The organism is Trichocoleus sp. DQ-U1 (assembly GCF_039961925.1).
In the GTDB taxonomy this organism is placed as follows: domain Bacteria; phylum Cyanobacteriota; class Cyanobacteriia; order Cyanobacteriales; family FACHB-T130; genus FACHB-T130.
Map to the genome: position 1 here is coordinate 15,974 of NZ_JAMPKB010000005.1, position 23,224 is coordinate 39,197.

16 protein-coding genes are annotated in these 23,224 nt (G+C 46.2%); 8 read left to right on the forward strand and 8 right to left on the reverse strand.

Annotation, left to right across the window (positions count from 1 at the left end; translation table 11 throughout):
* Positions 1-170: 170 nt before the first annotated feature.
* On the forward strand, positions 171-1,139 hold the full coding sequence (locus NDI34_RS03315; RefSeq protein WP_190432269.1) for an Hpt domain-containing protein: 969 nt from the start codon (positions 171-173) through the stop codon (positions 1,137-1,139).
* Between the two features lie 566 nt (positions 1,140-1,705).
* On the opposite strand, the gene NDI34_RS03320 is transcribed toward NDI34_RS03315, so the two are convergent.
* A complete protein-coding gene (locus NDI34_RS03320; RefSeq protein ID WP_190413262.1) occupies positions 1,706-1,855 on the reverse strand; it encodes a hypothetical protein in 150 nt (49 codons plus the stop codon).
* Between the two features lie 43 nt (positions 1,856-1,898).
* Between NDI34_RS03320 and NDI34_RS03325 the strand changes: the two genes are divergently transcribed.
* Entirely contained in the window at positions 1,899-4,145 is a 2,247-nt protein-coding gene (locus NDI34_RS03325) for a PAS domain S-box protein (protein ID WP_348231846.1), read from the forward strand.
* A 235-nt stretch (positions 4,146-4,380) separates the two neighbouring features.
* Here the strand turns inward: NDI34_RS03325 and hisA are convergent, their stop codons facing one another.
* From hisA to NDI34_RS03345, 4 genes are all read right to left on the reverse strand, one after another.
* Positions 4,381-5,154 carry a 1-(5-phosphoribosyl)-5-[(5-phosphoribosylamino)methylideneamino]imidazole-4-carboxamide isomerase gene (gene hisA / locus NDI34_RS03330; protein WP_190533194.1) on the reverse strand — a complete coding sequence of 258 codons (774 nt, stop codon included), beginning with the start codon at positions 5,152-5,154 and terminating at the stop codon, positions 4,381-4,383.
* A 77-nt stretch (positions 5,155-5,231) separates the two neighbouring features.
* Positions 5,232-5,534, reverse strand: a complete 303-nt coding sequence (locus NDI34_RS03335) for a hypothetical protein (protein ID WP_348231848.1) — start codon at positions 5,532-5,534, stop codon at positions 5,232-5,234.
* A complete protein-coding gene (locus NDI34_RS03340; protein ID WP_348231849.1) occupies positions 5,510-6,199 on the reverse strand; it encodes a hypothetical protein in 690 nt (229 codons plus the stop codon). Before NDI34_RS03340 ends, NDI34_RS03335 begins: the two co-directional genes overlap by 25 nt.
* A 409-nt stretch (positions 6,200-6,608) precedes the next feature.
* The gene (locus NDI34_RS03345) at positions 6,609-8,303 is read right to left on the reverse strand and encodes a transglutaminase domain-containing protein (protein ID WP_348231850.1); all 1,695 of its coding nucleotides are present in this window, start codon (positions 8,301-8,303) and stop codon (positions 6,609-6,611) included.
* A gap of 560 nt (positions 8,304-8,863) precedes the next feature.
* Here NDI34_RS03345 and NDI34_RS03350 point away from each other — a divergent pair.
* From NDI34_RS03350 to NDI34_RS03360, 3 genes are all read left to right on the forward strand, one after another.
* Positions 8,864-9,811 (forward strand): DUF928 domain-containing protein, encoded by a 948-nt coding sequence (locus tag NDI34_RS03350; RefSeq protein WP_190413274.1) that lies wholly within the window; start codon positions 8,864-8,866, stop codon positions 9,809-9,811.
* A 234-nt stretch (positions 9,812-10,045) separates the two neighbouring features.
* Positions 10,046-10,876 carry a DUF928 domain-containing protein gene (locus NDI34_RS03355; protein ID WP_190673320.1) on the forward strand — a complete coding sequence of 277 codons (831 nt, stop codon included), beginning with the start codon at positions 10,046-10,048 and terminating at the stop codon, positions 10,874-10,876.
* 977 nt (positions 10,877-11,853) lie between these two features.
* Entirely contained in the window at positions 11,854-13,818 is a 1,965-nt protein-coding gene (locus tag NDI34_RS03360; RefSeq protein WP_348231851.1) for a ShlB/FhaC/HecB family hemolysin secretion/activation protein, read from the forward strand.
* 67 nt (positions 13,819-13,885) lie between these two features.
* On the opposite strand, the gene NDI34_RS03365 is transcribed toward NDI34_RS03360, so the two are convergent.
* Positions 13,886-17,119 carry a CHAT domain-containing protein gene (locus NDI34_RS03365; RefSeq protein ID WP_348231852.1) on the reverse strand — a complete coding sequence of 1,078 codons (3,234 nt, stop codon included), beginning with the start codon at positions 17,117-17,119 and terminating at the stop codon, positions 13,886-13,888.
* Between the two features lie 557 nt (positions 17,120-17,676).
* On the opposite strand from NDI34_RS03365, the gene NDI34_RS03370 reads away from it, so the two are divergent.
* The gene (locus NDI34_RS03370) at positions 17,677-18,129 is read left to right on the forward strand and encodes a PPC domain-containing protein (protein ID WP_190413280.1); all 453 of its coding nucleotides are present in this window, start codon (positions 17,677-17,679) and stop codon (positions 18,127-18,129) included.
* A 454-nt stretch (positions 18,130-18,583) separates the two neighbouring features.
* Entirely contained in the window at positions 18,584-18,934 is a 351-nt protein-coding gene (locus tag NDI34_RS03375; protein ID WP_348231854.1) for a hypothetical protein, read from the forward strand.
* Positions 18,935-19,006: 72 nt separating this feature from the next.
* On the opposite strand, the gene NDI34_RS03380 is transcribed toward NDI34_RS03375, so the two are convergent.
* The gene (locus NDI34_RS03380; protein WP_190681591.1) at positions 19,007-19,684 is read right to left on the reverse strand and encodes a uracil-DNA glycosylase family protein; all 678 of its coding nucleotides are present in this window, start codon (positions 19,682-19,684) and stop codon (positions 19,007-19,009) included.
* A gap of 183 nt (positions 19,685-19,867) precedes the next feature.
* On the opposite strand from NDI34_RS03380, the gene NDI34_RS03385 reads away from it, so the two are divergent.
* Positions 19,868-21,445 carry a Na+/H+ antiporter gene (locus tag NDI34_RS03385; protein WP_190533168.1) on the forward strand — a complete coding sequence of 526 codons (1,578 nt, stop codon included), beginning with the start codon at positions 19,868-19,870 and terminating at the stop codon, positions 21,443-21,445.
* A 241-nt stretch (positions 21,446-21,686) separates the two neighbouring features.
* Here NDI34_RS03385 and NDI34_RS03390 read toward each other — a convergent pair whose 3' ends face one another.
* Positions 21,687-23,189 carry an NAD(P)/FAD-dependent oxidoreductase gene (locus NDI34_RS03390; protein WP_190533165.1) on the reverse strand — a complete coding sequence of 501 codons (1,503 nt, stop codon included), beginning with the start codon at positions 23,187-23,189 and terminating at the stop codon, positions 21,687-21,689.
* Positions 23,190-23,224 lie beyond the last annotated feature (35 nt).

Consider the following 23,224-nt stretch of genomic DNA (forward strand, 5'->3'; position numbering starts at 1 on the left):
CGGCTATTTTAGGAACAGTCTCCAACGTATATCAAACTTAGCTGCGCTTCAACCTGAGGCGTGCCGACAGGAACAGGGGTAAACAGTGCCTAGTGGAAAAATCCACTGCCAGGAACGACTCCCCCATAACCAGGTGACTACACAAAATTGTTGTTTTGAGGAATGCTGCCGTGGAGTCGGGAAAGATTTTAGGCTTTTTCATCGAGGAGGCAAAAGAACACCTCGAAACCCTGGAAAAAGGGCTACTGGATTTGCGAGGCGTAATGGCAGATCAAGAAAGGATTAATGAAATGTTCCGCGCCGCCCATTCTGTCAAGGGAGGGGCAGCGATGCTGGGCTTTAACAGTATTCAAAAAGTTTCCCATCGGTTTGAGGATTGTTTCAAGCTCCTCAAGGAACATCCAGTCAATATCGATAACGATCTGGAGTCCATGTTTTTAGAAGGGTATGACACCCTTAAGCACTTAGTTGACCAGCTTCAGGGGCCATTTGGTCTCCGAGAAGAGGAAGGCGAGAAAATCGTACAAGCAGCAGAACCTAATTTTGTTAAGTTACAGGCACACCTTAACCACCTGCTTGGGGCGGCAGGAAGCGCTCCAGAAGCGAGCAAAACGTCAACTCCAGATATTTCTGCTCAGGTGACTGGGGTTCTAAAACAAATGTTGCCGCTGTTTAAACAAGCAGAAACACCCGCAAATCGTCAACAACTTTGTGCTTTGTGCAGTCGTCTCGTGCAGATGAGTGCTGAAATAAAAACCTGGCAAGTGCTGGTAAGAACTGCAAATCGAGCGATCGCTAATCCCAAAAATACTTATGCCACCTTGGCACCGATTGTAATTAAGGAACTCAAGCAGGCTAGCGATCTGTTGCCACACGGAAAAACTGACGCGATCGCGCCGAGTGCCAGTTTGCGGCTGTTGGCAGCTTCCCCTGAAGCAACTACAGCCCCAATTCCGCCGGCAAAGGTGGCAGTTGGGGAAGGGCCACCCAGCCCAACGGAGTCAAAACCCACTCCGACATCCATCAAACAAATCGCCGTGCCTGTAGAACCTAGGGCGGCGGCAAAGGTTTTGGCTCAAGTGTTTAATAAAGAGCAACTGCTGCTGCTAGCAAAGTTACTCCACCAAGCTTCTCGCTGATTCTCTCTACCACAAAACGCGGCTGTTGCACAAAGCAAGCGGCTACTTTTCCTTTGCTCAACCAGCTACAGAATCAATCGATGGGGCAGTACCCGAAGCACTGCCCCATCGTTTTTTTTGCAATTAGACGAACATTTATCATTAAGCTGTCTTTTGCAATTCAAAAAATAGGTATAAAAACTGCTTTTTCCTTTTACTTTAATTTTTGATTAGGTCAAAACTTTCAGTATGTTTGCGTGTAAAAAATAACGAATACTGACTGGCGAATAACCGATCAATCCTTAGGAATAGTCCTTGTGGTTAATTCCAGAGAACAACTAGCAACAATTTAGCTTTTTGGACATTAAGAAAAGACAAGTATTATTTAAATATTTAAAAATATATACAGAAACCTAAATATCCTATTCAATTTTTTAACCTAGTTTTAGGAAAACAACTCCTTTTAGACCAGAAATTCTCATTACTTGTTAAAACTGATACCAATACAAACTCAAAACCCTTAGCTACAGTGATTAGAGTGTAACTTTTAGAAAAAATAAGCATCTATCTATTTGTAGACAAACTTGTTAATCTGGTGGCTTCAAAGACTTAAATAAAATAGTCTGAAAGTTACGACTCAGGGTGTATGCAGCTCCACAGCTAGAAAGGCTATACCAGAGTAGAGACAAAAGGGTGTATCCAGTCCAACGGCTGAACGAGTTAACAAAGATTGCCATAATAAAAACTCCAGGTACTCAGCCAGTGCCTTGATTGAAAGCTATGCGAAGTTTACAAGCGAATCAGCAAGGCGCTGCCCAATCAGCGCCCAGGATGGATACCCTCCCTCAGGCACTTCTGAGCGAACTAGCAGTTGGCGTCTTGGTGATGGGAGCGCAGGGGGAAATACGCTTTACGAATCAGGCGACACTGGACTTGCTGGATTTAACAGCAGACCAGATGCTGGATCAAACGCCGCTCGATCCCGCTTGGCACGTTATCCAAGAGAATGGAACGCCATTTCAGATGAAACTCCACTCGGCACCAGTCCGGGCAAAGCAAGCATTGTTGCTGCTTTCGACCCGACAATCGCTGCGAAACCTGGTGCTAGGGGTTTATAGACCGACAAAGCGCGATCGCATTTGGATATCTGTTAACACCGAACCGCAGTTAGATCCAGACGGTTGCGTCGAGCAAGTCGTCTGCACGCTGAGTGAAATCACCAACCAAAAGGCAAGCGAACAATTTTCAAAAATCAATGAATGTTTTTCGGGTCTTGGTTCCGACCCAGATGAGAATATTAACCGCATCACGGCATCCGCAGGGGAATTACTAGGCGGTGCTTGGGCAGTCTACAATCGACTGCATCAAGGCTTACTGTGGTCTTGGGGTCAATGGCAAACGCCGTCGGAGTTCCCAAATGTAGGCGATCCGGACGGACATCTCTGTTATGACGTGATTCAGCAGGGAAGCAACCAGCCCTATGTCGTTCAGGATTTACCCAACACCCCCTACGCACACAGAGATCCTTGGGTTATTCCTTACCAACTGCAAACCTACGTTGGACAAGCAGTTAGATGCGCGGGTGAATATATCGGCTCGCTTTGCGTGGTCTATCAGAACCAGTTTGTTCCCACAGAATCTGATAAGAAGCTGATCGGGATCATGGCTGCGGCGATCGGTGTAGAAGAGGAACGCAAGAGGGAAGCAGTGGTGTGGGCGCAAAACGAAGGGAAATGGCGATCGCTACTGCAAAACAGCTCCAATTTGATCACAATCTTGGAAGCCGATGGCACCATCAAATACGCAAGTCCTGCCATTGAGGGCATTTTAGGATACAAGCAAAAAGAATTAATTGGCAAAAATACCTTTGACCTTGTTCACCCAGAGGATGTTTCTTTAGTCAAAAACGATTTTCAAGGCGTCCTCGAAAATTCAACAACTGCTTTATCCATTGAGTTCCGATTTCAGCACAAAGATGGCTCGTGGCGTTATATCGAAGCAACCCACAGCAATCTGGTAATGGATGCACCAGGGGTTCGCATTGTTGTGAACTCTCGTGACATTACCGATCGCAAACTGGCTGAGACAGCTTTAATTCAATCGGAAGCGCAACTGAGAGACAAAGCAGCTCAGTTAGAACAAGCCTTATACGAACTGCAACAAACTCAAAGTCAACTGGTACAAACAGAAAAAATGTCCAGTTTGGGGCAGTTAGTCGCCGGTGTTGCTCACGAAATTAACAACCCGGTTTCTTTTATCTACGGTAATCTTCCCTACGCGACGGAGTATACTCAAGACCTGCTGCACCTCGTTCACCTCTACCAGCAGGAATATCCACAACCGACACCCGCCATTCAAGAAGCAGCAGAAGCACTGGACATAGATTTCCTCAGTGAAGACCTTCCAAAACTGATGAATTCAATGCAAGTGGGAGCTGAACGTATTCGACAAATTGTGCTGAGCTTGAGGAACTTCTCTCGTCTAGATAAAGCGGCAAGAGAGCCTTTCGATCTCCACAATGGAATCGATAACACTTTACTTTTGTTACAACATCGCTTGAAGCCGAAAGCAGGACGCACCGAGATCCAGATAGTTAAAGAGTATGACAACCTGCCTCGTGTCGATTGTTATGCTGGGCAAATCAATCAGGTATTTATGAATATTCTGAGTAATGCGATTGATGCCCTAGAAGAGTCAATCATTAATGGTGAATGGTCAGTTGCCAGTAGAAAAACAACTGACATTCCTACTATCCGGATTCGCACCGAACTGGCAAATGACAAGAAGGTGGTCATTCAGATTACTGATAATGGCCCTGGCATACCATCGGAAGTGCAGCAACATATATTTGACCCTTTCTTTACTACCAAACCAGTCGGTCAAGGTACTGGCTTGGGGTTGTCAATCAGCTACCAGGTTGTTGTAGAAAAACACGGTGGCGTCTTGAAGTGTCAGTCGGCACCGGGAGAAGGAACGGAATTCTGTATCGAGCTGCCCGTAAATCTTCCCCAGCCGGAAGGAGTGTAAAAATTAGCGAATGGCACTTACTTAAGCATAAAAAGCTTAAACAGAAAAAGTAATTTGTTGGTTGGGTTTCACTATGATTCACCCAATTACTCGCTAAACTTACTAGATGTTAGTTTTCGTGCCTCAACCCAACCTCCGGGCTTATTATAGGCTAATTAACTAAACCTCTAGTTTTGGGGATAAAAAGAAGGAAATGTAGAGACGCGCAACTGCGCGTCTTTAGCTCGTTGAAGTGTCAAGCAAAAGTGGAAAAGCCCAAATCTGGCGGGACATCTTGAATACGTCCCGACCCTATCGCTTGCAGGGCTGCTTTGAGCGAAACATCACCTGTATAGAGGGCACGACCCACAATCACACCGCTAACTCCCAAAGGTTCGAGTGTTAGTAAACTCAACAAGTCAGTAATCGAACTAACACCGCCAGAGGCAATAATGGGGATGGAAATAGCGTTGGCGAGTTCTCTTAATGCCTCTAAATTAGGGCCAGAAAGCGTGCCATCTCGATGAATATCGGTGTAGATAATGGCAGCAACCCCTAATTGTTGCATTTGCTTAGCCAAGTCGATTGCCGCAACTTCAGACGTTTCTAACCAGCCTCTCGTGGCAACTCGTCCATTCCGGGCGTCAATTCCTACGATAATTTGCCCTGGAAATTCCTGACAAAGTTCTTCGACCAGCTGGGGTTGTTCTACAGCTATGGTTCCCAAGATTACCTGCTTCACACCCATGTTTAGCAGCTGAGAGACTGAGCTTTTGTCGCGCAAGCCGCCCCCTACTTGGATTTCTCCCGGCACTACCTGTAAAATCGCCTCGATTGCCTGCCGGTTAACCAGTTGACCCGCCTTAGCACCGTCGAGGTCTACGATATGCAACCGGGTTGCCCCCTGTTCTACCCACTGTTTAGCAATATTAGCGGGGTTGTTATCAAAAACTTGCGATCGCGCGTAGTCTCCCTGATATAACCGTACGCACCGACCTTCTAGCAAATCAATCGCTGGAATTACATTCATCTTCAGCTATTCAAATAATCAAATGAGTAGAGTGGGCAGCGCCCCCCTACTCAGTCCAGACTATCAGCTAACAGCTATCAGCTAGCAGCTAATTGTTGTGGCGGCAGCCCAAATAACTCTTCGAGATAATCAGGCGTAAGCGTTTGGTTCCACTGACGCAGCTGCACCATGAGTCGGGCAAATGTGAAAACTAATTCCACTGCGTACAAAGCATAACCAATTTGCAAGACATCATTCCCTTTCGGGCGTTCGCCCTGATGATGTTTGAGAAAACCCATTAAATTTTTAGTGGTGCCCTGCAAACGGGTGAGATAGGAATCTCCAAACGCCCAACGGCTAATCCCCCAGAACTTTGCTAAGTGATTGATTTCGTCTTGCATGGGTTGCGCGATAGCGAAGCGCCGACCTGTCGGTTCGCTTGTTGCAATGCTCCCGTCGAATGAGCCATTAACCAGAGATATACAGAGGTTGCTCCCCACTCGGTTGAGATCCGGGCGATCGCGTGTTTATAAACATCTTCTCGCAGATTCCCCCTCGATTCATAGCCTTTGACTGAGTTCGGATGGGATTGTAGTTTTTCACCCGTTAATTGTTGATAGATTTTGCTAAAAGTGGGGCGGTGTTGCCGTTCTTCTTTCTCCCATATTCCCACTTCTAGCATCGTGCCATCCACTGCAAATGTACCGCCCACAAATCGTGCCATTGGAAAGTGGACTGCCTGCAAATAATCCCAGCTTTCCTTAGCATAAGCGCGAATCGGCGTTTCAATCTCCACTGCATTTGCAACTGTTGCAATAAATAATTCGGGAGCGACACCGATAATTTGATTAGAAGTAATTGCTTGCCAATCAATTGTTTCCCAGCGGCGCTGACGAGGATTTTTAAACTGTCTCGGTAAGTCTGACAGGTTATGCTGGAGAATCTCCAACGATAGATAGCGCTCAATCAAATAATTAATGCGCGATCGCGTTTGTAAATAATGCGGCTGGGGATATTGATATCCAGCTAGATCGATCGACCGCTCTTTAATGCTAGAATTATTCATAGATTCAGTGATTCCTTCTTGCTTTAGCCTTGATTAATAAGTACCTATACAACCCTCTATCAAGTATCTTTGTAACAGCATTCTGATATTCAAAAGCTTAGATTCTTGATAAAGATTGATGCTTCTAGGACAAATTTAGTATCGAAGAGCAATTCAGATTTTCTTTAAATTTTGTGATACTTAAAAAATTGACATACTTTGAAAGTCTTAAATTAGCGATCGCTTAGCGATTTCTAATTACTTTAATAGGCGATAGATGCCATTTTCCCTAAACTGCTGCTTTTTGGTAAAAACGGAGAACAGTTTGTGACAGTTTAAGCAGCGACCTCCTAGGGAATAGCGGACAATTAGCAATGAGTAGCCAGTGAAAAAGGGTGGACAGTGCCCACCCTTCTGACTTTATTCACCCTTATGAGGACGGTGCTAGTTCCTCCAAAATCGTAAATCTCACATGATTTAGAGATAATTCTCCAATGGAAACGGACTGCTTATTGACTCTTTCCCCATGACTCATCAAGCTTTCAAAGGTGATACCTTTGCCCATTTCAGCGTGATACCAAGCTAAACCCATGAAAAACCGCGATGGATAGGGTCCTTTTTCGACCACATCATCCGGATTGGATTCCATCGGCAACCAGCCAAATCCAGGCAGGTAGAACTCCATCCAGACATGATTAAAATCAGGTTGCAGGGGCAAATTCATCAATTCAGGATGGGGAGGGCACTTGTAGCGACCTACCGTGCGGCAGGCAATGCCATTCAGCCGCGCCAGGGCAAGTAAAACCCCCAGGTACTCGCCGCAGGAACCAACACCCCTTTCTAAGGCGACATCTGGCGGGTCAATGTAGGGCTTAATCCCGTAGGAAAGACGGTCATAGACATAGTTGCGAATTTTGAAAATTTTCCGCAGCATATTCGTTTCGCTGCCAATCGCTTCCTTGGCGGCATTGAGGATGATATCGGTGTCCATTGCCAAATCATCATCATCCGTCAGATATTTGCTGCGTAACTCAGGCGGGAGGTCGGGAAGTTTTTCGGCATCTCTGGGCGTCAGGCGATATTTGATGCTCCAGACTTCTATCAGGGCTTTCCAGCCAAATATATGGCGATCGCCAGTTTTGAGGCTGTTAAATTTAAATACAGCCACCCGCTGTCCGTCTTGAATTTCTTCGGTGAAAGGCAATCCGACCGCTTCAATTTTTCTGATCTTCTGCCGATGAGTCTCCGAGGGTAGAGCAATTCGCCACTCCACATTTTCTAAATCCACCTCGTCTAGGGGGGAAAGTTCCTCGACGTAGGAAATTTCCATCAGATAACCATTCGAGAGAGCGTAGTGTTCAGCCTCGTTGTAGTAAAAATACAACGGGTGAATAAACGTGCGATCGCGGTACTGTAATTCGTAATTCGGGTCGGCGTTCGGGTTATCGCGCAGGTAAGGCTCCTCACCTGCATAAGCTACGTAGAGAATATCTTTCCCCGTTTGAGGATCTGTGTAAAAAGCTAGCCCTGTCGGGCATTCAAAAGGCGTCAGTACGCTGAATTTGATCTCACCCGTAGCTCGGTCAAGGCAGTAAACTGTTTGCTCAATGCTATCGGAAACCCAGAGTTCCTCACCTTTGACTGTGATATTTTCTACCCCTACTCCAGGGGCATAAAATCGGGTAATTTCTTGACCTGTCTCACGGCTAAAAACAAGAATATATCCCGCCTTCTGGGAAGTCACGTAAACAGTTGATTCCCAAACAGCAACCCCATTGGCTGGGTAGGGCAAGGTGACAAAGGACTGAGGCGTTAAATCAGTGGTGGAGATGCCATTAATGGCGTTTGGACAAAAGAAAACACCATTTTCCTGGGTACACCAGAGGGTATCTTCCCAAAGAGCTAACCCAGTCACGCCGAGAAAATATGGCAGATGATTGGCATTGAGTATAGTAGTGTTGTCACTCTTCGGATCGATTTGCAGCAGATACCCGTTAGTGGCGTCAATGGCGATAAGTGTATCTTTCTGAGAAGCAATGCCGTGTATGGCAGCAGCTGCAATCGGTCTAATTGTCCGATGCCAAGGATTTTCTTTGAGTGGTAGAGCCGCTGAATCAGGAATCATCTCAAATCTCAGTGAAGTTTATGTAGAAGTGGATACCCAGGGAGGCAGAGGGGTTTGAAAGTTGGGATTTGGGATTATGAGGATTTAGTCAATCTAGAATAGCGATCGCCACTCTCAAATTGGTTTGACCCTAGTCTTAGCCCAAGTTACCAAAAATGCAACCAAGACAACTGCTTTATACGAACTTGAGTACGATCTTATTTGTCTGTGTCAGCCGGGAACTCTAACAACGGTTAGGACTTCTTTAATTAATGACCCAACTAAGGATTGAGCCGACCCATTGCCTTTAGATGCCCCCACTGGGGATTCTTGCAGAAGGGCAGACTTCATGACTCGATGTCCGAATAGAAAAACAAATTTTCCGTACATGAGTTTGATATATAATTATGGACACGCGATCGGACGAGCTTGCTGCTCCAAAGCGATATCAATCTAGCGATTGGTTGTTAAACAGAACCTTCAAAAGCGTAAGAGTGCAGAGCCATCCACAACTGTCTGGATGGGCAAAATCTTCAGGCACTCCGCTTGAAAAGGTTTGGAAATTGAAAGAGACCGGATTCATGAGGTCTACACAAGAAACTACAGTGCCGCAAAAATTAGGGGTCGATTGCGATACGCTCCCTAAAGGAGAAACCCTCGGCAAAATTCAACCCAATTTCAATTTTTTAAGTAGACTCGTTGAAGTAAAAATCCCACAGCTTAAGTTCTGGGGAGTGTCAACAGAAAACAGTTCTAGCATGATTTGGATGAAACGCTACTCACAGATTACAACACTGGCTGTTTCCTTAACGCTCGGACTGGTTCTGAACGTGCCTTCCCAGGCACAGGCACAGCCTGCCTCACTCAGCCGCAGCCTACTACCCGATACTTTAAACTTCAAGCCGCCAGAGCGAGGCACCCCTGATGGCAGAGAACAAGGTGCAACCCGCTATCCCACCATTTGCACGCAAGGTCTCACTGCCTTAAGACCCTTGGATGTTGGGTTAACGGTTGCAGAGTATCCAACCTTCTCATGGTATATGTCTACAACGTCGGCTCGGTCAGCGGAATTTGTGCTGAGAGATGCAAGCGACCGAGAAGTCTACAAAGCAAATTTTGCAATCGCAGGAAAACCTGGCATTTACAGCCTCAACCTTCCTCCATCCGCCAATTTACCACCCTTGGCGCAGGACAAGGAATATCATTGGGACGTCTCGGTGATTTGTGATGCTAACGACCGGGAGAAAGATATTGTCGTCGGGGGTGCGATCAAGCGCATCGCACCCGATTCAGCCTTGGTCAGACAAATCCAGCGAGCCACTTTACAAGAGCGCGTTGGTCTCTATGCACAAGCTCGCCTTTGGCATGAGACACTCGCTACCCTGCTGGAGCTACGCCGGTTGAATCCTAATGATTCTACTCTGGCATCTGACTTGAAAAAGCTGTTACTGTCAGTTGAACTGAACAAGGTTGCGAGCGAACCTCTAGTTCAGAGCGCAGCTAGTCGAAGAACAACTGGCTCAAACTAAAACAACCAGTCTTTAGGTTGTTATATCTGCTAAAAATTAGGAATATTTGACCCACTCGTTCAGAGTTTTCAACCCCAAAATGCGACTTGATGAAGGCAGAAAGCCGAGTTCGGATCGTGAAGAAAACGATTTACGGGTTGGGTAGTCAGTCAATCTAGGGCGGGACAATCAAATCTTGTTGGTTGAACCGCACCTATCTATTCAAAACTCAAAATTCTTTGGAGCAGTTCTGCTATGGACTGGATGAAGTCCCCTAGGTTAAAACGAGCCTTAGCTATCTCTATGGAAGTGGCACTGCTCACGGGTTTCTCAACTCTGATAGGGACACCACCAACACTACTCGCCCAAGGAATGCCCGATCGGTGGATAGTTGCTGGATATAATCCACCTAAAACCGTTGGGGCACCAGGGCGCAGAGAAGGGGGCGGAACTCGCAGTCCTGGAAGTTGTCCAGTGGCAGGCAAGCCGCTCACCGCGCTGATCCCTGCCAATAATATTGGGCTTACAGTAGCAGCATATCCGAGCTTTTCATTCTACGTCCCTCCAGTGCCCGCCCAAGCGTCGCCACTGGCGCTAGAGTTTGTACTGAAGGATGAAAAAAACGATCGAGAGATTTATACAACAACCTTTATGACTACGGGGAAGGGGGGTATTGTCAGCATCAGTCTTCCAACTTATGCTGGATTACCACCCTTGGAAGTCGGTAAGAATTATCAGTGGTCCTTGTCGATGGTTTGCGATTCCGAACAGCGATCGCTCGATGTTTTTGTACAAGGTTCGATTCAGCGGGTTCCACAAACCGCGCAGCTTGATAATCAGTTGAGGGTGGCTACACCGAATAAGCGCCCAGATGTTTATGCAGAGGCGGGGATGTGGTTTGATGCCTTAACTACTCTGGCAGAGCTGCGCCGCTCCAATCCGAACAATTCCGCTTATTCTGCTGAGTGGGAACAACTCTTGAAGGCAGTTGGGCTGGACAACATTGCCAAAGAGCCTTTGCTCCCCAGTATGACGACATCTGCTAGCCAAACGACACCCCTTCAGCGCTTGAGAGAAAATCAATAGTTTTGAATCAACTGCTCCCTCACTTTAAGAATGAAAATATACTTAATTTCTCATCCTTGAAGACTCAGCAGGCAATGGGGCAGGGAAAAAGCCTATGCCCCTACCACTTAACACTGCAATTTTCTGTAAATATGAAATGAACGGCTAGAGGACAGCACATTATTGGGGCTGTACTTTAATTCTCGCAGCCCTTTTTTCTAGCGATCGCGTTGTGGCGCAGATGCACTCTCTTTGCAGGGATTGGTGTCTCTGATGTACCATCTTTTGTGAAATGGTACTATAACCTTTTACCTTAATATCGCCTAAAATAGATTGCTGAAAGTGGCTACTGGCAAGACTTGTGCCATCCAAAATCGGCAATTCAAAATCTCAAATCCTATAGAGGGACGCATCACACTTTTACCCTCTCGCCATTATTACCTCGTACTCTCAGCAGGATATTCTGGATAGCAGGCTAGGGGAGAAAATTAGCAATTTCGTCCTGGTTTAGCCCAAACTGGGTAAAGCTGTCGGAAAAATACGTTCCCTGGCTGAATAATAGTGCCGCAGGTGATATCGATCCGTTTGTCTTGGGGATCGCGAATCCAGTCTGAAATGAGAGTGCGCGTGCAATCAGGTGCAAAAGTCATTGATTGGGCGTTTGAGTGTGGTAGCAAACCGATCTTGTTCGCGAGCAAATTCGCTCGCCTTCCGAAGGCACAATGTAACTAGCAAAGAGGCGACGCCATTGACAGATGATGGCATAATGAAAACATAAAATTGAGTCTTCAGATAGATGCAATTTTTGTGAAAACCGCAAAATCATGCCGCTCGTTTGCTTGCAAAAGTAACATTCTCGCTCCTAAAAGCGAGAATGTTACTTTTGGAGAGAGAAAAGGAAAAAAGTTGAATTAAGTAAAGAAAATACGGATTGGATACAAAAAAATTGTATTAATTGAAGTTTTTAGACAATTCAACCCGTGGAGAACACAGCTACCATGCGTTCAAAATTTCAATGGTTTTGGTGTGGAGTGTTAATTGAGGGTGCGATCGCTTGTGTCTCTGCCAGCGGTGCTAATGCCAAAACACTACCGGCAACGCCCGATCTGAATGGATTGAATTTTCATCGCGAAATGGAAACGATGAAAGCGTTTTCCAGCGACGAGAGAGCAAAAAAAGAACCCGCTAGGCGTTCAGTTGCCCCGTCAAAGGGCATACAGCAAAAGCGCGTGGGAGTTGTTCAGCCTGAGCCAGAGAGGTCTGAAAATAGGCGGCTGCAAGCGCAGACTCTACCTGCTTCACCGCAGAACCAACCACAGCTAAATCAACCCCTGCAACCCCAATCCGATCCTAACCGCGATCGCTTTCCGCAGCCTGCACCCCTTCCAGAACCTCTGCCGGAAGAGTCACCGTCGCCCGTACTGACGCCCCCAACACCAGCGCCTGATGCTGCGCCGTCCTCAGACACTCTTGAGGTGAAAAAGATTCAAGTCACTGGCAGCACCATCTTTGGGGCAGAACAGTTGAACTCGATTACTCAAACTGTAGAGGGGCGGACTGTCACCCTAGAAGAACTCAGAAACGTTGCCGATGCGATCACCCAGCTATACCTCAACCAAGGCTACATTACCTCAAGAGCCATCCTGGTAGACCAAGCCATTACGGATGGTGTCGTCCAGATTCGCGTCATTGAAGGCAGCCTAGAAGAGATTAGGGTAGAAGGAACGCGCCGGTTGAATTCAAATTACGTGCGATCGCGCGTGCGTTTGGGGGCTGGCAAACCGCTCAATACGGGCAAGCTAGAAGATCAATTAAGGCTATTGCGCGTCGATCCCCTATTTAAAAATGTAGAAGCCAGCCTCCGCTCTGGGAGCGGGGTGGGTCAAAGTATTCTCGTCGTTCGCGTTACCGAAGCCAACCCCTTTTATGGCAGCTTCGGCGTCGATAACTACTCGCCTCCGAGCGTTGGTTCCGAACGATTGGGCGTCAATCTGGGTTATCGCAACATCACCGGCATTGGAGATGAAATTTTTGGCTCCTATTACCATACGACCACAGGCGGCGCTGATGTTCTTGACTTAAACTATCGGGTGCCACTCAACGCCATGAACGGCACCTTGCAACTGAGATATGCTCCCAACCGAAATAGAGTCACCCAAGCCCCTTTTGAAGTTTTCGACATTCGGGGAGAATCGCAGCTTTATGAAATTAGTTATCGACAGCCGTTAATCCGCTCACCGCGTGAAGAATTTGCCCTTTCTTTAGGCTTTACTCACCAGAATGGTCAGACTTTTACTTTTGCAGGGCCAACCCCGTTTGGTTTTGGCCCCGACGAAGAAGGTCGGAGCCGCACCAGCGTGATTAAATTTGGGCAAGACTATCTGCGTCGGGATGTTAAGGGTGCTTGGGCATTGCGATCGCTTTTCAGTCTTGGCACTGGCTTATTGGATGCCACCATCAATCCCGACCCCATACCCGATGGTCGGTTCTTAAGCTGGCTGGGCCAAGTGCAGCGAGTTCAAGTCCTGAATAACAATAATTTCTTAATTGTGCAAGGAGATATTCAGCTATCAACCAGTGGCTTATTACCCTCCCAACAGTTTGTAATTGGCGGCGGTCAATCGTTGCGCGGCTACCGACAAAATGTGCGTGCTGGTGACAATGGAGTGCGACTTTCAATTGAAGATCGCATTACCGTTCAGCGAGATGAAGCCGGTGCCGCCACATTGCAGTTTGCTCCTTTTGTGGATGTGGGTTGGGTGTGGAATGTGTCTGATAATCCCAACGATGCCACGTTACAGGATGAGAGATTTTTAGCAGGTGCTGGCTTAGGGCTAATCTGGCAACCTCTGCCCAAGCTAAATATACGACTAGACTATGGCATTCCACTGGTTGATATTGAAGACCGTGGCGAAAATGCCCAAGATCGGGGATTTTATTTCAGCGTTAACTATCAATTTTAGAAAGAATTAAAAATTAAAAATTGAAGAAATCCTCATTTTTAATTTTTAATTCTGCATTTTGCATGGATTACCACGGGTTGCCAATCATCGTAAAAGCTGCCCAATAATAAGGATGAGATAAATTTTGATTCTCCAGCTTCGCGAGTTCGGGCGTTAGAACTACATCCCCTCTGGGAGTTTGCAGTTTACCTCCCTGTATTCGCACTTGCCCCTTCAGCATCGCTACCTGTGCTTGCCGCAGTGCCTCCACTCTCACGGAGGCTTTTTTCAATTCTTGGTAAAATTCCGTCATCAATCCCAAGGTGCCTTGGTCGCTGACGTACCAAAGACTTGCCAGCGCTGATTTGACTCCTGCCTGCACCGCTAACCCAGCAAAACCCAGCTCCGCCTGCTCATCACCCAGCGCAGTGCGGCAGGCACTCAAGACTAACAAATCCACCGGCGGGTCATTCCAGTCAAGCTGTGGTAGTTGGTTCAAGGACAGCTTCGTGTCCCATAGCTGAATGTAGGAGTTACTCGGATCTCCGGGTTCAAATTCTGCATGGGTTGCCAGGTGAACAATTCTAAACGGTTGTAGGCGGCGCTGGGTCTTGAGATTTTTGAGAGTGAAGGCGTTGTTGAGGAAGGATTTACCAGGCCACAACTCAGGTGTAATGATTGATAACTCGGTTGGCACAGCGGGAAGCGGGTCTTGGTCGGGAAATTCCGATGCTCCCATTGCCAAAACTTGAGAGTTTTTTAGGTTGCGTTGGAGAGTGTCCGTTAGGCTAAGGCTGGGGATCAAGCTGACGCTGTATTTCTCCACCAGAAATTGTTGACCATCATATAAAGCTGCAAATGGTACAGAACGCAACCCACTATCGGGCACGAATACGAGATTTTGGATGCCTCTAGCTTGTAAATCGCCTTCTAGCGGAGCGATTAGCCACTGATACAGTTGCTTGGCTGAGGTTAGGTAAGTGGGAGTGCGTCTGATCCGAATGACTTCCTTGCGAAATTGCTCGGCGACTTTGAGAACTTGCGATCGCGAAGCGTATGCGCCTTGCGCTCCTAGCACGGCTCCCGATAACCGCTTGCGGATGGGTGGACCCTCTGCCGTTACCAGCACTACTTCCAGCTCGTCGCTCTGAGGGCTAACGGCTGTAGAGGCTGGGGTTTCCTGCCCCTGCTGAGTGTTGAGTGAGAGGGATTTTTCAGTCCCTTGTACTCTCCTACTTTCCTGCACCTCTGCTGCAATGGTTTTGGGAACAAAAGCAACATACATCAGCGCTGGTCTGACTCCCGTCTCTGTTTCAATTCTTGCGAGAGTCTGACGAGCATCAAGCAGAGAATTAACACGAGTGGGAAGATTATTAAGACCGAAATATTCGGCAAATTGACGGGTAAAAATTTCTTCGCGTTCAGTCACGACCGCGTCAATTTCAATTGCCGGGATATCCGGCGGGAGTTCTGTGGGTGGCTCCTCTTCTGGGTCGTCGATTAAGATTGTGGGATCGATTATTTGATCGGGATCGGCAGTAATTAATTGAATATTTCCCTGGGTGTCTGGCCCAGGAAAAGATTGGAAGGTCGGAATCGTGAATTGCCCATTGTTCAACGCTCCGGCTGTCCCGTTTGTTGTTGGATTTCCAACTAAAAAAGGAACTAAATTATTGCCGCCACCGTGCTGGATAGCGATCGCGCCTCCTCCAATTCCTCCGGACGTAGAGATACTGGCAGAGATCCCATCTTGGTCTAGAAAAGTGCCCGTAGCTTTGAAAAATTGACCAGTTGCAATGTTAACGTTTCCCCCCACGCCATTCGTTCCCCCTTGGGCATTGATGGAGGCAACTTGAATATCTCCAAGCGGATCGAGGGTGACAGATCCCCCATTCCCAATTGCTGAACTAGAGTTGATGACTCCAGCGTTGATTTCGTTCAGAGCCAAAAGCGCGATCGCGCCCCCGTTACCAGCGTTGGAAGAGGAATTGATAGAACCAGCAATATTAATTGTCCCTGTCGGACTGTTGGGTGAAGTAATATTGTTAATTTTGTCAAGTGCCGAAAGAGTAATTGCACCTCCATTCCCAAGATTTGATGAAGAATTTAAAAAACTTTTAATGTTAATTGAACCTGCTGTACTCGTTAGAAAAATATTGCCGCCATTACCTGAGTCAGAAGTTGTCAAAATCCCGTCTAAGGGCGAACTCAGGATATTAATATCCTTAAAAGCGGACATCGTTACAGAACCCCCATGTGCCCCTAAAAAAGTGGCAGAGGTATCGATTTTTCCGAGGACTGTAATGTTGTTAGCAGAAGCCAAATTCACAGAACTCCCCAGTGAGGGCAAGGAAGTTTTAGAAGTGGCTCCCTGCACCACGACATCACCCGCGTCTACCCGGATGTTAGATCCAGACAGTTTCACCTCCCCAGTGCTGCTAACCGTTACTTTTGTCGCATTGTTAGCGCCTCCACCTGTGAGTAACTGGGGCAAAGAGAGAGGAGAAGCGATGGAGAGGGGGAGAGAAGGCGAGAGAGGTTGAATCTCTAAACTCAGCAGGTTTCCCGCCTGAGAAAGGCGAACCATCTTTTCACCTGGTACAGATGCAACCGCGATCTTCCCCCCAGGTGCCGAGAGATTACCGACGGAGACAACCGTGCCACCGAGTAGATTGAGATCCTGCCCATCTTTAACGGCTAGCTGTGCCTCGTTGACAATCGCTCCGGGAGTTTGAGGGGTGGCGAAGGCAAAGGTATTGGGCGTCCCTACCAGCGCCGCATAGCTATTAGAACCGATGGCATTAAACCATCCTGAGTCAAATTTAATTCCAGTCGCTGTGGTAGCGGTGAAGCTTCCAGGTACGTTCAAACTAGCTCCTGCGCCAAAAACGATCCCAGCGGGGTTCATCAAGAAGAGGTTGGAATTGCCGCCAGAGACTTGGAGAAGCCCATTGATGACTGAGGGATCGCCCCCCGTAACGCGCCCCAGGATATTTTGAAGGGAGGGGCTAGAAATGAAGTTGGCAATCTCACCTTGGCTAAGACCAAATTGGGTGAAGCTGTGGAACAAATTGGTCTTATCAGCGGATGTCGTGCCGCCTTGGATGTCATATTGGGTTCCATTGGGCTTCACAATGGTGCCGGTGCCGTCAGTCGCCGGGACGATCGATTGTGCCTGCACGCTCAGAAAGCAAACGGATATTCCCAATGCCAGATGTGGAAGGGCAAAAAGCAAAAAGGCGATAGATTTTGGCCTTTTCCTTTTGACTTTTCCTTTTTGTCGTGCTAACAACAATTTAATTCTTTTGACAATTGATTTCATAAGGCCGCTCCTAAAAGGAAACACGTTCCTCAAGTCTTTAGATTTTTCAACGCTAGCTTTTGGGGCAACTTTTGCGCTAGAGGCAGTGTTGAAATGGCTACAGGCTTTTGTTTATAGTGTTTGGACAGTGTAAAGGGAGAAGTCCTCGCTCTGCGGTAAATTGCCGTATCGTCCTGTCCGCCAAAACTAATTAGGAAGGATATAAAAAGAATGGATTTCACCACCACTCAATCAATGAACAGGAGTTTGAGCGCCAACTCATCGCTTTTAGGAGATAAGCTAGTGAATTAGCCAGCTCCAGCCTGCCCATCTGGAGAAAGCTCAAGTCGGGCGGTAACACGGACAGAGCAATTACCGATCGGATTTTCCGGTTTCTTCCCAAGTGCCGGACTATCCACAAATTGCGTAAAGCAAAGCGATCGCTTCTATCGAATCGCTTCCGGGTGCCAAAGAAAGTAAACAATAAATAGTAGAAACATTCTTTGTTTGGGAAGCGGTACACCCCGCCCCGCTTTCCCCCAACCCTCAAAAGGGAAGGGTGTCCAGCGGAAATTTTTATGACTGACGCTTTTGCCCTTAGATGGCACCGCACCCTGATTGTTCCTGCCACGCTGCTGGCTCTTTGTCTGACCACTATATCAGCCAGAGCGCAAAATAAGGTGTACAGCCCAATTCCTGTACCGGCAAACAACGAAGTTTCCGACACGCTGACTGAAAAAGATATTCCGACTGGTGAGGGAGGTTTTGCTCGTGATTACGTGGTGAGTCTGGATGCTGGAGATCAGGTAGCGGTTGACTTGATCTCTGATAGTTTTGACACGATTGTGACGCTGATGTCGTCGGATGGCGCTACTGTGGCGGAAAATGATGACGGTCCCGACGGCAGCACTAACTCGCTTTTATTTTCCCGCATTACCGAGCCGGGTGATTATATTATTCGGGTTCGGGCTTTTGGGGAAACAAGTGGCGGTTCTTTTAAGCTCAAGGTAACGCGCCTAAAACCAATGTGAGTAGAAAGTAGAAATTTTGAATTAGTTGAATTATAAGTGTTGAGTTTTAAATTTAAAAAAACACTCAATACTTATAATTCATGAGTCTCAAATCCGCTCAACATTTAGGCTAATTTCTCAGGCAAATCTTAAAATGCTTATCCGATCGAAGTTTAGCCAAACCATTAGAAATTGTTATCAGTTGGTAGCGGTAATGAGTCATCAGAGAGTAGAGGGAAGGATGATGGAGAGATGGGTACATCTGAATTTTCGATGCGTTTGCCCTGTTTTCCAGCCCAAGCGCGATCGCTAGTTGTCTTGCTCCTAATCTTCTAAGTGCAAGGAACTAATAGAAATCCAAAATTTAGGGGAGACTAATTAACTTTGGTTCTGTGAAATTAGATTTTATAGGGTAGTCTGGGAAGTCATCAATTCCGATATCGTCAATATTTATATTTATGAATTGAGGAAATCCATGAAATCCCCTCTTAGAATCGACTCTTTGTTTTTTGCAGGAATTGGAATTTTTACTTTAGCCTGGTTTGTTTGCCATACCGAGAGTTATGTTCTGCCTTATCCTTTAATTGATACAAAATTACCTCCAGGCTTTTCAGAAGAAAAATTCTCCAGTATCCAATTAGGAATGGGCAAAGATGAAATTTTAAAAATCTTACCTGCTCCCGAACATAGCCTCGATCGTGAGAATTGGAGTTATGGTGTGGATGGTGCAGCTCTTTGGGGTGATTTTGCTTGGATTTCGTTTGAAATGTCTTTTGATAAAGAAGGCAAAGTAATAGGGAAAAAACGCTACATTAATCATGATTAACTAAATATATACCCCCTTTAAATAAATACACAGAGCGCTTTTCTCAACCATTCGATAGCTGGGGTTAATGTGTTACGGCACTATTTCAGCGAGGCGTTGCTGAAGTAGTTGAGGAAATTGGGCGTAGTATTTTTGATTGAGTGGGGAAGGATGAGGGAGTGGCAGTAGCATCACTGAACGTTGATGTATATTGCCTTCTGTGTCCTTCGCCTGAAGCGTAACTTGAATGCTGGCAGAGTAGCGATCGCTTCTTGTAAAAAACTGCTTCAATTCACCCTTAGCCGCATAAGGGGCAAACCAATTAAACGCTTCATTTCCCAAAGTGATAATTTTATCCCCTTGCCAATGCAATACCAATAATCGTTCTAAAAAGGGGCGAAATCGTTTTTTCACAGCCTCAGCGTATGCTTTGTTACCCGGTGGTTTGTAAGGCACGGTATTTGTCAGTAAAACGCGATCGAGGACAACCTGTAAATCGGTATCCTTATTGGGTTCGGTGGCTGCGATCGCACTGTACAAACCCCGACGCACAAAGCCACCAGCAGCACCGCAAAGCGGTTGACGTGCCCGTACTTCATCTTTTCCCAAATCGCGGGCAAAAAAGCATAGCTTGCTCTCTAGATTGCCTGCATAGAGAATTGGCTGCGTAGGCTCCAAACTCGCTGCCAGATACACAGGTTCATCAACGGGAAATGTTTCCCGTTGCGCTTCCTGCTGGATATCTGCAATTAACTGTTTAATGTCTGACATAACGTTTTATCTTACTTAAGATAGATGCAATAAATTATGTTTGTAAACACCAAATCTATTGAATGATACGATGTTGGCAATTTAAGAGACTATCCTATATAACGTCTAGATTAAAGGGCAAATTAAAAGCTACAGTGTTTTAACGACTAAGTTTTAACGACTAATTACGATTTGGAGTTTCCTATGGCGATAGAAACCACCCTAGATGAAGCTTCCATTAAGCAAAGCTTGGAGCAATTTCTGCTAGTGTTGTCTATTTCCTTGAGTGTGGCGACACTCTCGCGAATTTTCAGTTGGTTACGCCAAATTCCTTACACATTGCTGCTGGTCATTGTCGGGTTATTTTTAGCATTTGTAGATGTGCGGTTGGTGAATCTGTCGCCAGAATTAATTCTAGAGATTTTTTTGCCTCCCCTACTATTTGAAGCTGCTTGGAATATCCGTTGGCGAGACTTGAAAGATGATATATTTCCCGTCACTTTGTTTGCCATTGTCGGTGTCATCATCTCGGTTGTTGGTATTGCATTTCCTCTCAATTGGCTGACTGGACTTCCTCTTACAACTGCCCTCCTTGTCGGTGCTTGTTTATCTGCTACCGATCCCGTTTCCGTAGTAGCTTTGTTTCGGGAACTGGGTGCTGGCAAACGCTTAACAATGTTGATGGAGGGAGAGAGTTTATTTAATGATGGCGTGGCGGTGGTGGCGTTTACGTTGCTAGTGGGAATCCCCCTAGGAACCAATGAGTTTGCACTAGACACTACAGTTGCTAGTTTTTTAGTATTTGTTGGTGTTGGGATTGGAATTGGCAGCTTAGTTGGTTTTGGAATTTCCTACCTTACGCAACGTTTTGACTTGCCATTAGTAGAACAATCACTCACTCTTGTTTCTGCTTACGGCACTTATTTGATAACAGAAGAGTTGGGTGGTTCTGGGGTAATTGGGGTTGTCACGGTTGGTGTGATTTTGGGTAACTTTGGCTCTCGAATTGGCATGAACCCGCGCACCCGGTTATTGGTATCTGAATTTTGGGAATTTTTAGCATTTTTTGTTAATTCCATCGTTTTTCTTTTAATTGGCGATCAAATCCACTACTCGCGTCTAGTAGAGAATTTTAGTCTGATTGCGGTGACAATTGGGGCGGTATTGGTAACGCGAGCAATTGCCATCTATGGGCTCAGTGCTTTGAGCAATTGGCTAGTTAAATCTCAAATAGGTTGGCGAGATCAAACAATACTTTGGTGGGGTGGTTTAAGAGGCTCAGTTTCAATTGCCTTGGCGGTAAGTGTACCCATTATCTTACCAGGAAGAGAGGAAATTATTGATATGGTGTTCGGCGTTGTGTTGTTTACTCTGTTAGTTCAAGGTTTGACAACTCAGTGGTTTTTGGAAAGATTAGGACTGATTGGAGATCAGCCGCTACGCCAGCAATATTCAGAGGCAATTGCCCGTCGCGTTGCCTTAAATCGAGTGTTGAATTATTTATTGGAAGCTGGCAAAGAATTAGAAATCGATCAGGAGTTTTATCGTTACGAGTTAAATCTGGTTCAAGGACAACTCAAGGGTATTGAGGAGGAAATTGAGAAGTTGCAAAATCAATATCCTCAGTTGCGAGCGCTTAATATGCAACAACTGCGAGAAAAACTCTTAGATATTGAAGGCGACACCTACGCTGAACTGATCCGTGCAGGACGTTTGAATAATCGACTCTCACCCGTCATGCAGGAAATTTTAACTGAATCAACAGAGGATGAAAGGAAATAAACTGGAGCGCGATCGCACCCTAAAAGAAAATCCTCTCTTTTCTAATTGGTCTGTGATTACGATCGCGGGGCGATTCGTTTTTTTAATATATATTGTTGCTGTTTCTTGATACTCCTCACACCCATTTACTTTTTTCCCGCTTTACTAATCGCTTTTCTTCTAGCAATCCTACTTGAGTTGTGAGATGCTAGGCGGAGAGTATCGCCGCGAAGCCGACAATTAAGAAAGCTTAATTTGAACTTCAAATTTTTAATAACTTCGCCGTCTCTTGCGGCGTAACCAAAGTATTTGCACACAAAATTCCCGAAGCAGCAACAGCGGGAACGCCAATTCCTGGCATCGTACTATCTCCCACACGATACAATCCAGAAATCGGCGTTTGTGTGCCAGGAAATGTCCCTTGACCTGCTGCAATTGCAGGGCCATAAGTTCCCTGATAGCGGCGTAAGTAATAAGCGTGAGTTAATGGTGTACCAATAAGTTCTAATACAACGCGATCGCGTATATCCGGGATCACCCTCTCTAACGCACGGAATAGAGATTGCGATCGCTCTTTTTTCCTCTCCTCATACCCTTCATCTCGTTGCCATCCCTCATAAGGTTCTAATGTGTAGGCGTGAACTACATGATGTCCCTCTGGTGCAAGATTAGCATCCCACACCGAAGGGATAGAAATCATGCAAGTATTCCCCGGTTCAGTAATATCTTTACTCGCATCGTGAACTACCACATGATGTCCCGTCAGATTTTCCAAACCCTCAGCGCGGATGCCTAAATGTAAGTGCATAAAGCTATCAACGGCTGGCATTTCTAAAGATTGCTGACGATAATATGGCGGCAAATCTTCGGGGCGTAATAGCTTAGTGTAAGTATCCCAAATGGTAGCATTAGAAATTACTATAGGCGCATTAATAATTTCACCATTCTTTAACTTAACCCCTGTTACTTTTCCCAATTGGATTAATATTTGCTCAACCTGAGCATTTAATTTTAATTCGCCACCCCAACGCTTTAAACCGCGCACTAAAGCATCAACAATTGCGCCACTTCCTCCAACGGGATACTCGACACCAGCGCGAGAACGTTCTCCCAACATAAATGCCACTTCTGGGGCAATTGTTCCGTGCGCCTTAAGTCCAGAAAGTAGAAAACATTCCAAGTCAATTAAGCGCCGCACCCAAGGCTCTCGTACCTCTCGATCCATCACATTACCAACAGAACCTTGGACGGTTTTTAGATGCGGTAGCAGTTTCAATACAGATGGTAAATATTTCCTCAAAACCACTGGTATTATCTGCCAATCTGCCCTTAAAGCAATAGTAGGAATCTCCCGCAGCGATTCGTAAAGAGGTAGCAGACGTTTTTCAAATTGTTCTAATTCTCTTGCACCTTGAGGCGTGATTTCAGCAACAGTTTGGCAATATCGTTCAGCATCGCTGTAAACGGGAAAAGTGCCTTCAGGAAAGTGATAATGACCCATAGGATCGTAGCGAACAGCTTGCAACGATTCTCCCAGAACTTCTAACACTTGCTGTAATGGATTTAGACCCCTTCCAGGGGTGAGTCCGCAGTAAAATGAGGGGCCAGAGTCAAAATGAAATCCCTGCCGCGAGAAACTGTGTGCAGCACCACCAGCGATCGCGTGACTTTCGCACACTAGCACTCGTTTTCCGTAACGGGCAAGTAACGCCCCTGCGGTTAAACCGCCAATTCCGCTACCGATAACAATTACATCTAAACTCATGTTATGACAATCTCATTTAATTTATGAACACTATC

Coding starts and splice junctions, on each gene's coding strand:
- NDI34_RS03320 (WP_190413262.1), bottom strand. CDS start 1,855: ATGGCAATCTTTGTTAACTCGTTCAGCCGTTGGACTGGATACACCCTT.
- NDI34_RS03340 (WP_348231849.1), bottom strand. CDS start 6,199: ATGAATAATTCTAGCATTAAAGAGCGGTCGATCGATCTAGCTGGATAT.
- NDI34_RS03380 (WP_190681591.1), bottom strand. CDS start 19,684: ATGTCAGACATTAAACAGTTAATTGCAGATATCCAGCAGGAAGCGCAA.
- NDI34_RS03325 (WP_348231846.1), top strand. CDS start 1,899: ATGCGAAGTTTACAAGCGAATCAGCAAGGCGCTGCCCAATCAGCGCCC.
- NDI34_RS03335 (WP_348231848.1), bottom strand. CDS start 5,534: ATGCAAGACGAAATCAATCACTTAGCAAAGTTCTGGGGGATTAGCCGT.
- NDI34_RS03375 (WP_348231854.1), top strand. CDS start 18,584: ATGAAATCCCCTCTTAGAATCGACTCTTTGTTTTTTGCAGGAATTGGA.
- NDI34_RS03390 (WP_190533165.1), bottom strand. CDS start 23,189: ATGAGTTTAGATGTAATTGTTATCGGTAGCGGAATTGGCGGTTTAACC.
- NDI34_RS03345 (WP_348231850.1), bottom strand. CDS start 8,303: ATGATTCCTGATTCAGCGGCTCTACCACTCAAAGAAAATCCTTGGCAT.
- NDI34_RS03350 (WP_190413274.1), top strand. CDS start 8,864: ATGAGGTCTACACAAGAAACTACAGTGCCGCAAAAATTAGGGGTCGAT.
- NDI34_RS03355 (WP_190673320.1), top strand. CDS start 10,046: ATGGACTGGATGAAGTCCCCTAGGTTAAAACGAGCCTTAGCTATCTCT.
- NDI34_RS03385 (WP_190533168.1), top strand. CDS start 19,868: ATGGCGATAGAAACCACCCTAGATGAAGCTTCCATTAAGCAAAGCTTG.
- NDI34_RS03365 (WP_348231852.1), bottom strand. CDS start 17,119: ATGAAATCAATTGTCAAAAGAATTAAATTGTTGTTAGCACGACAAAAA.
- hisA (WP_190533194.1), bottom strand. CDS start 5,154: ATGAATGTAATTCCAGCGATTGATTTGCTAGAAGGTCGGTGCGTACGG.
- NDI34_RS03360 (WP_348231851.1), top strand. CDS start 11,854: ATGCGTTCAAAATTTCAATGGTTTTGGTGTGGAGTGTTAATTGAGGGT.
- NDI34_RS03370 (WP_190413280.1), top strand. CDS start 17,677: ATGACTGACGCTTTTGCCCTTAGATGGCACCGCACCCTGATTGTTCCT.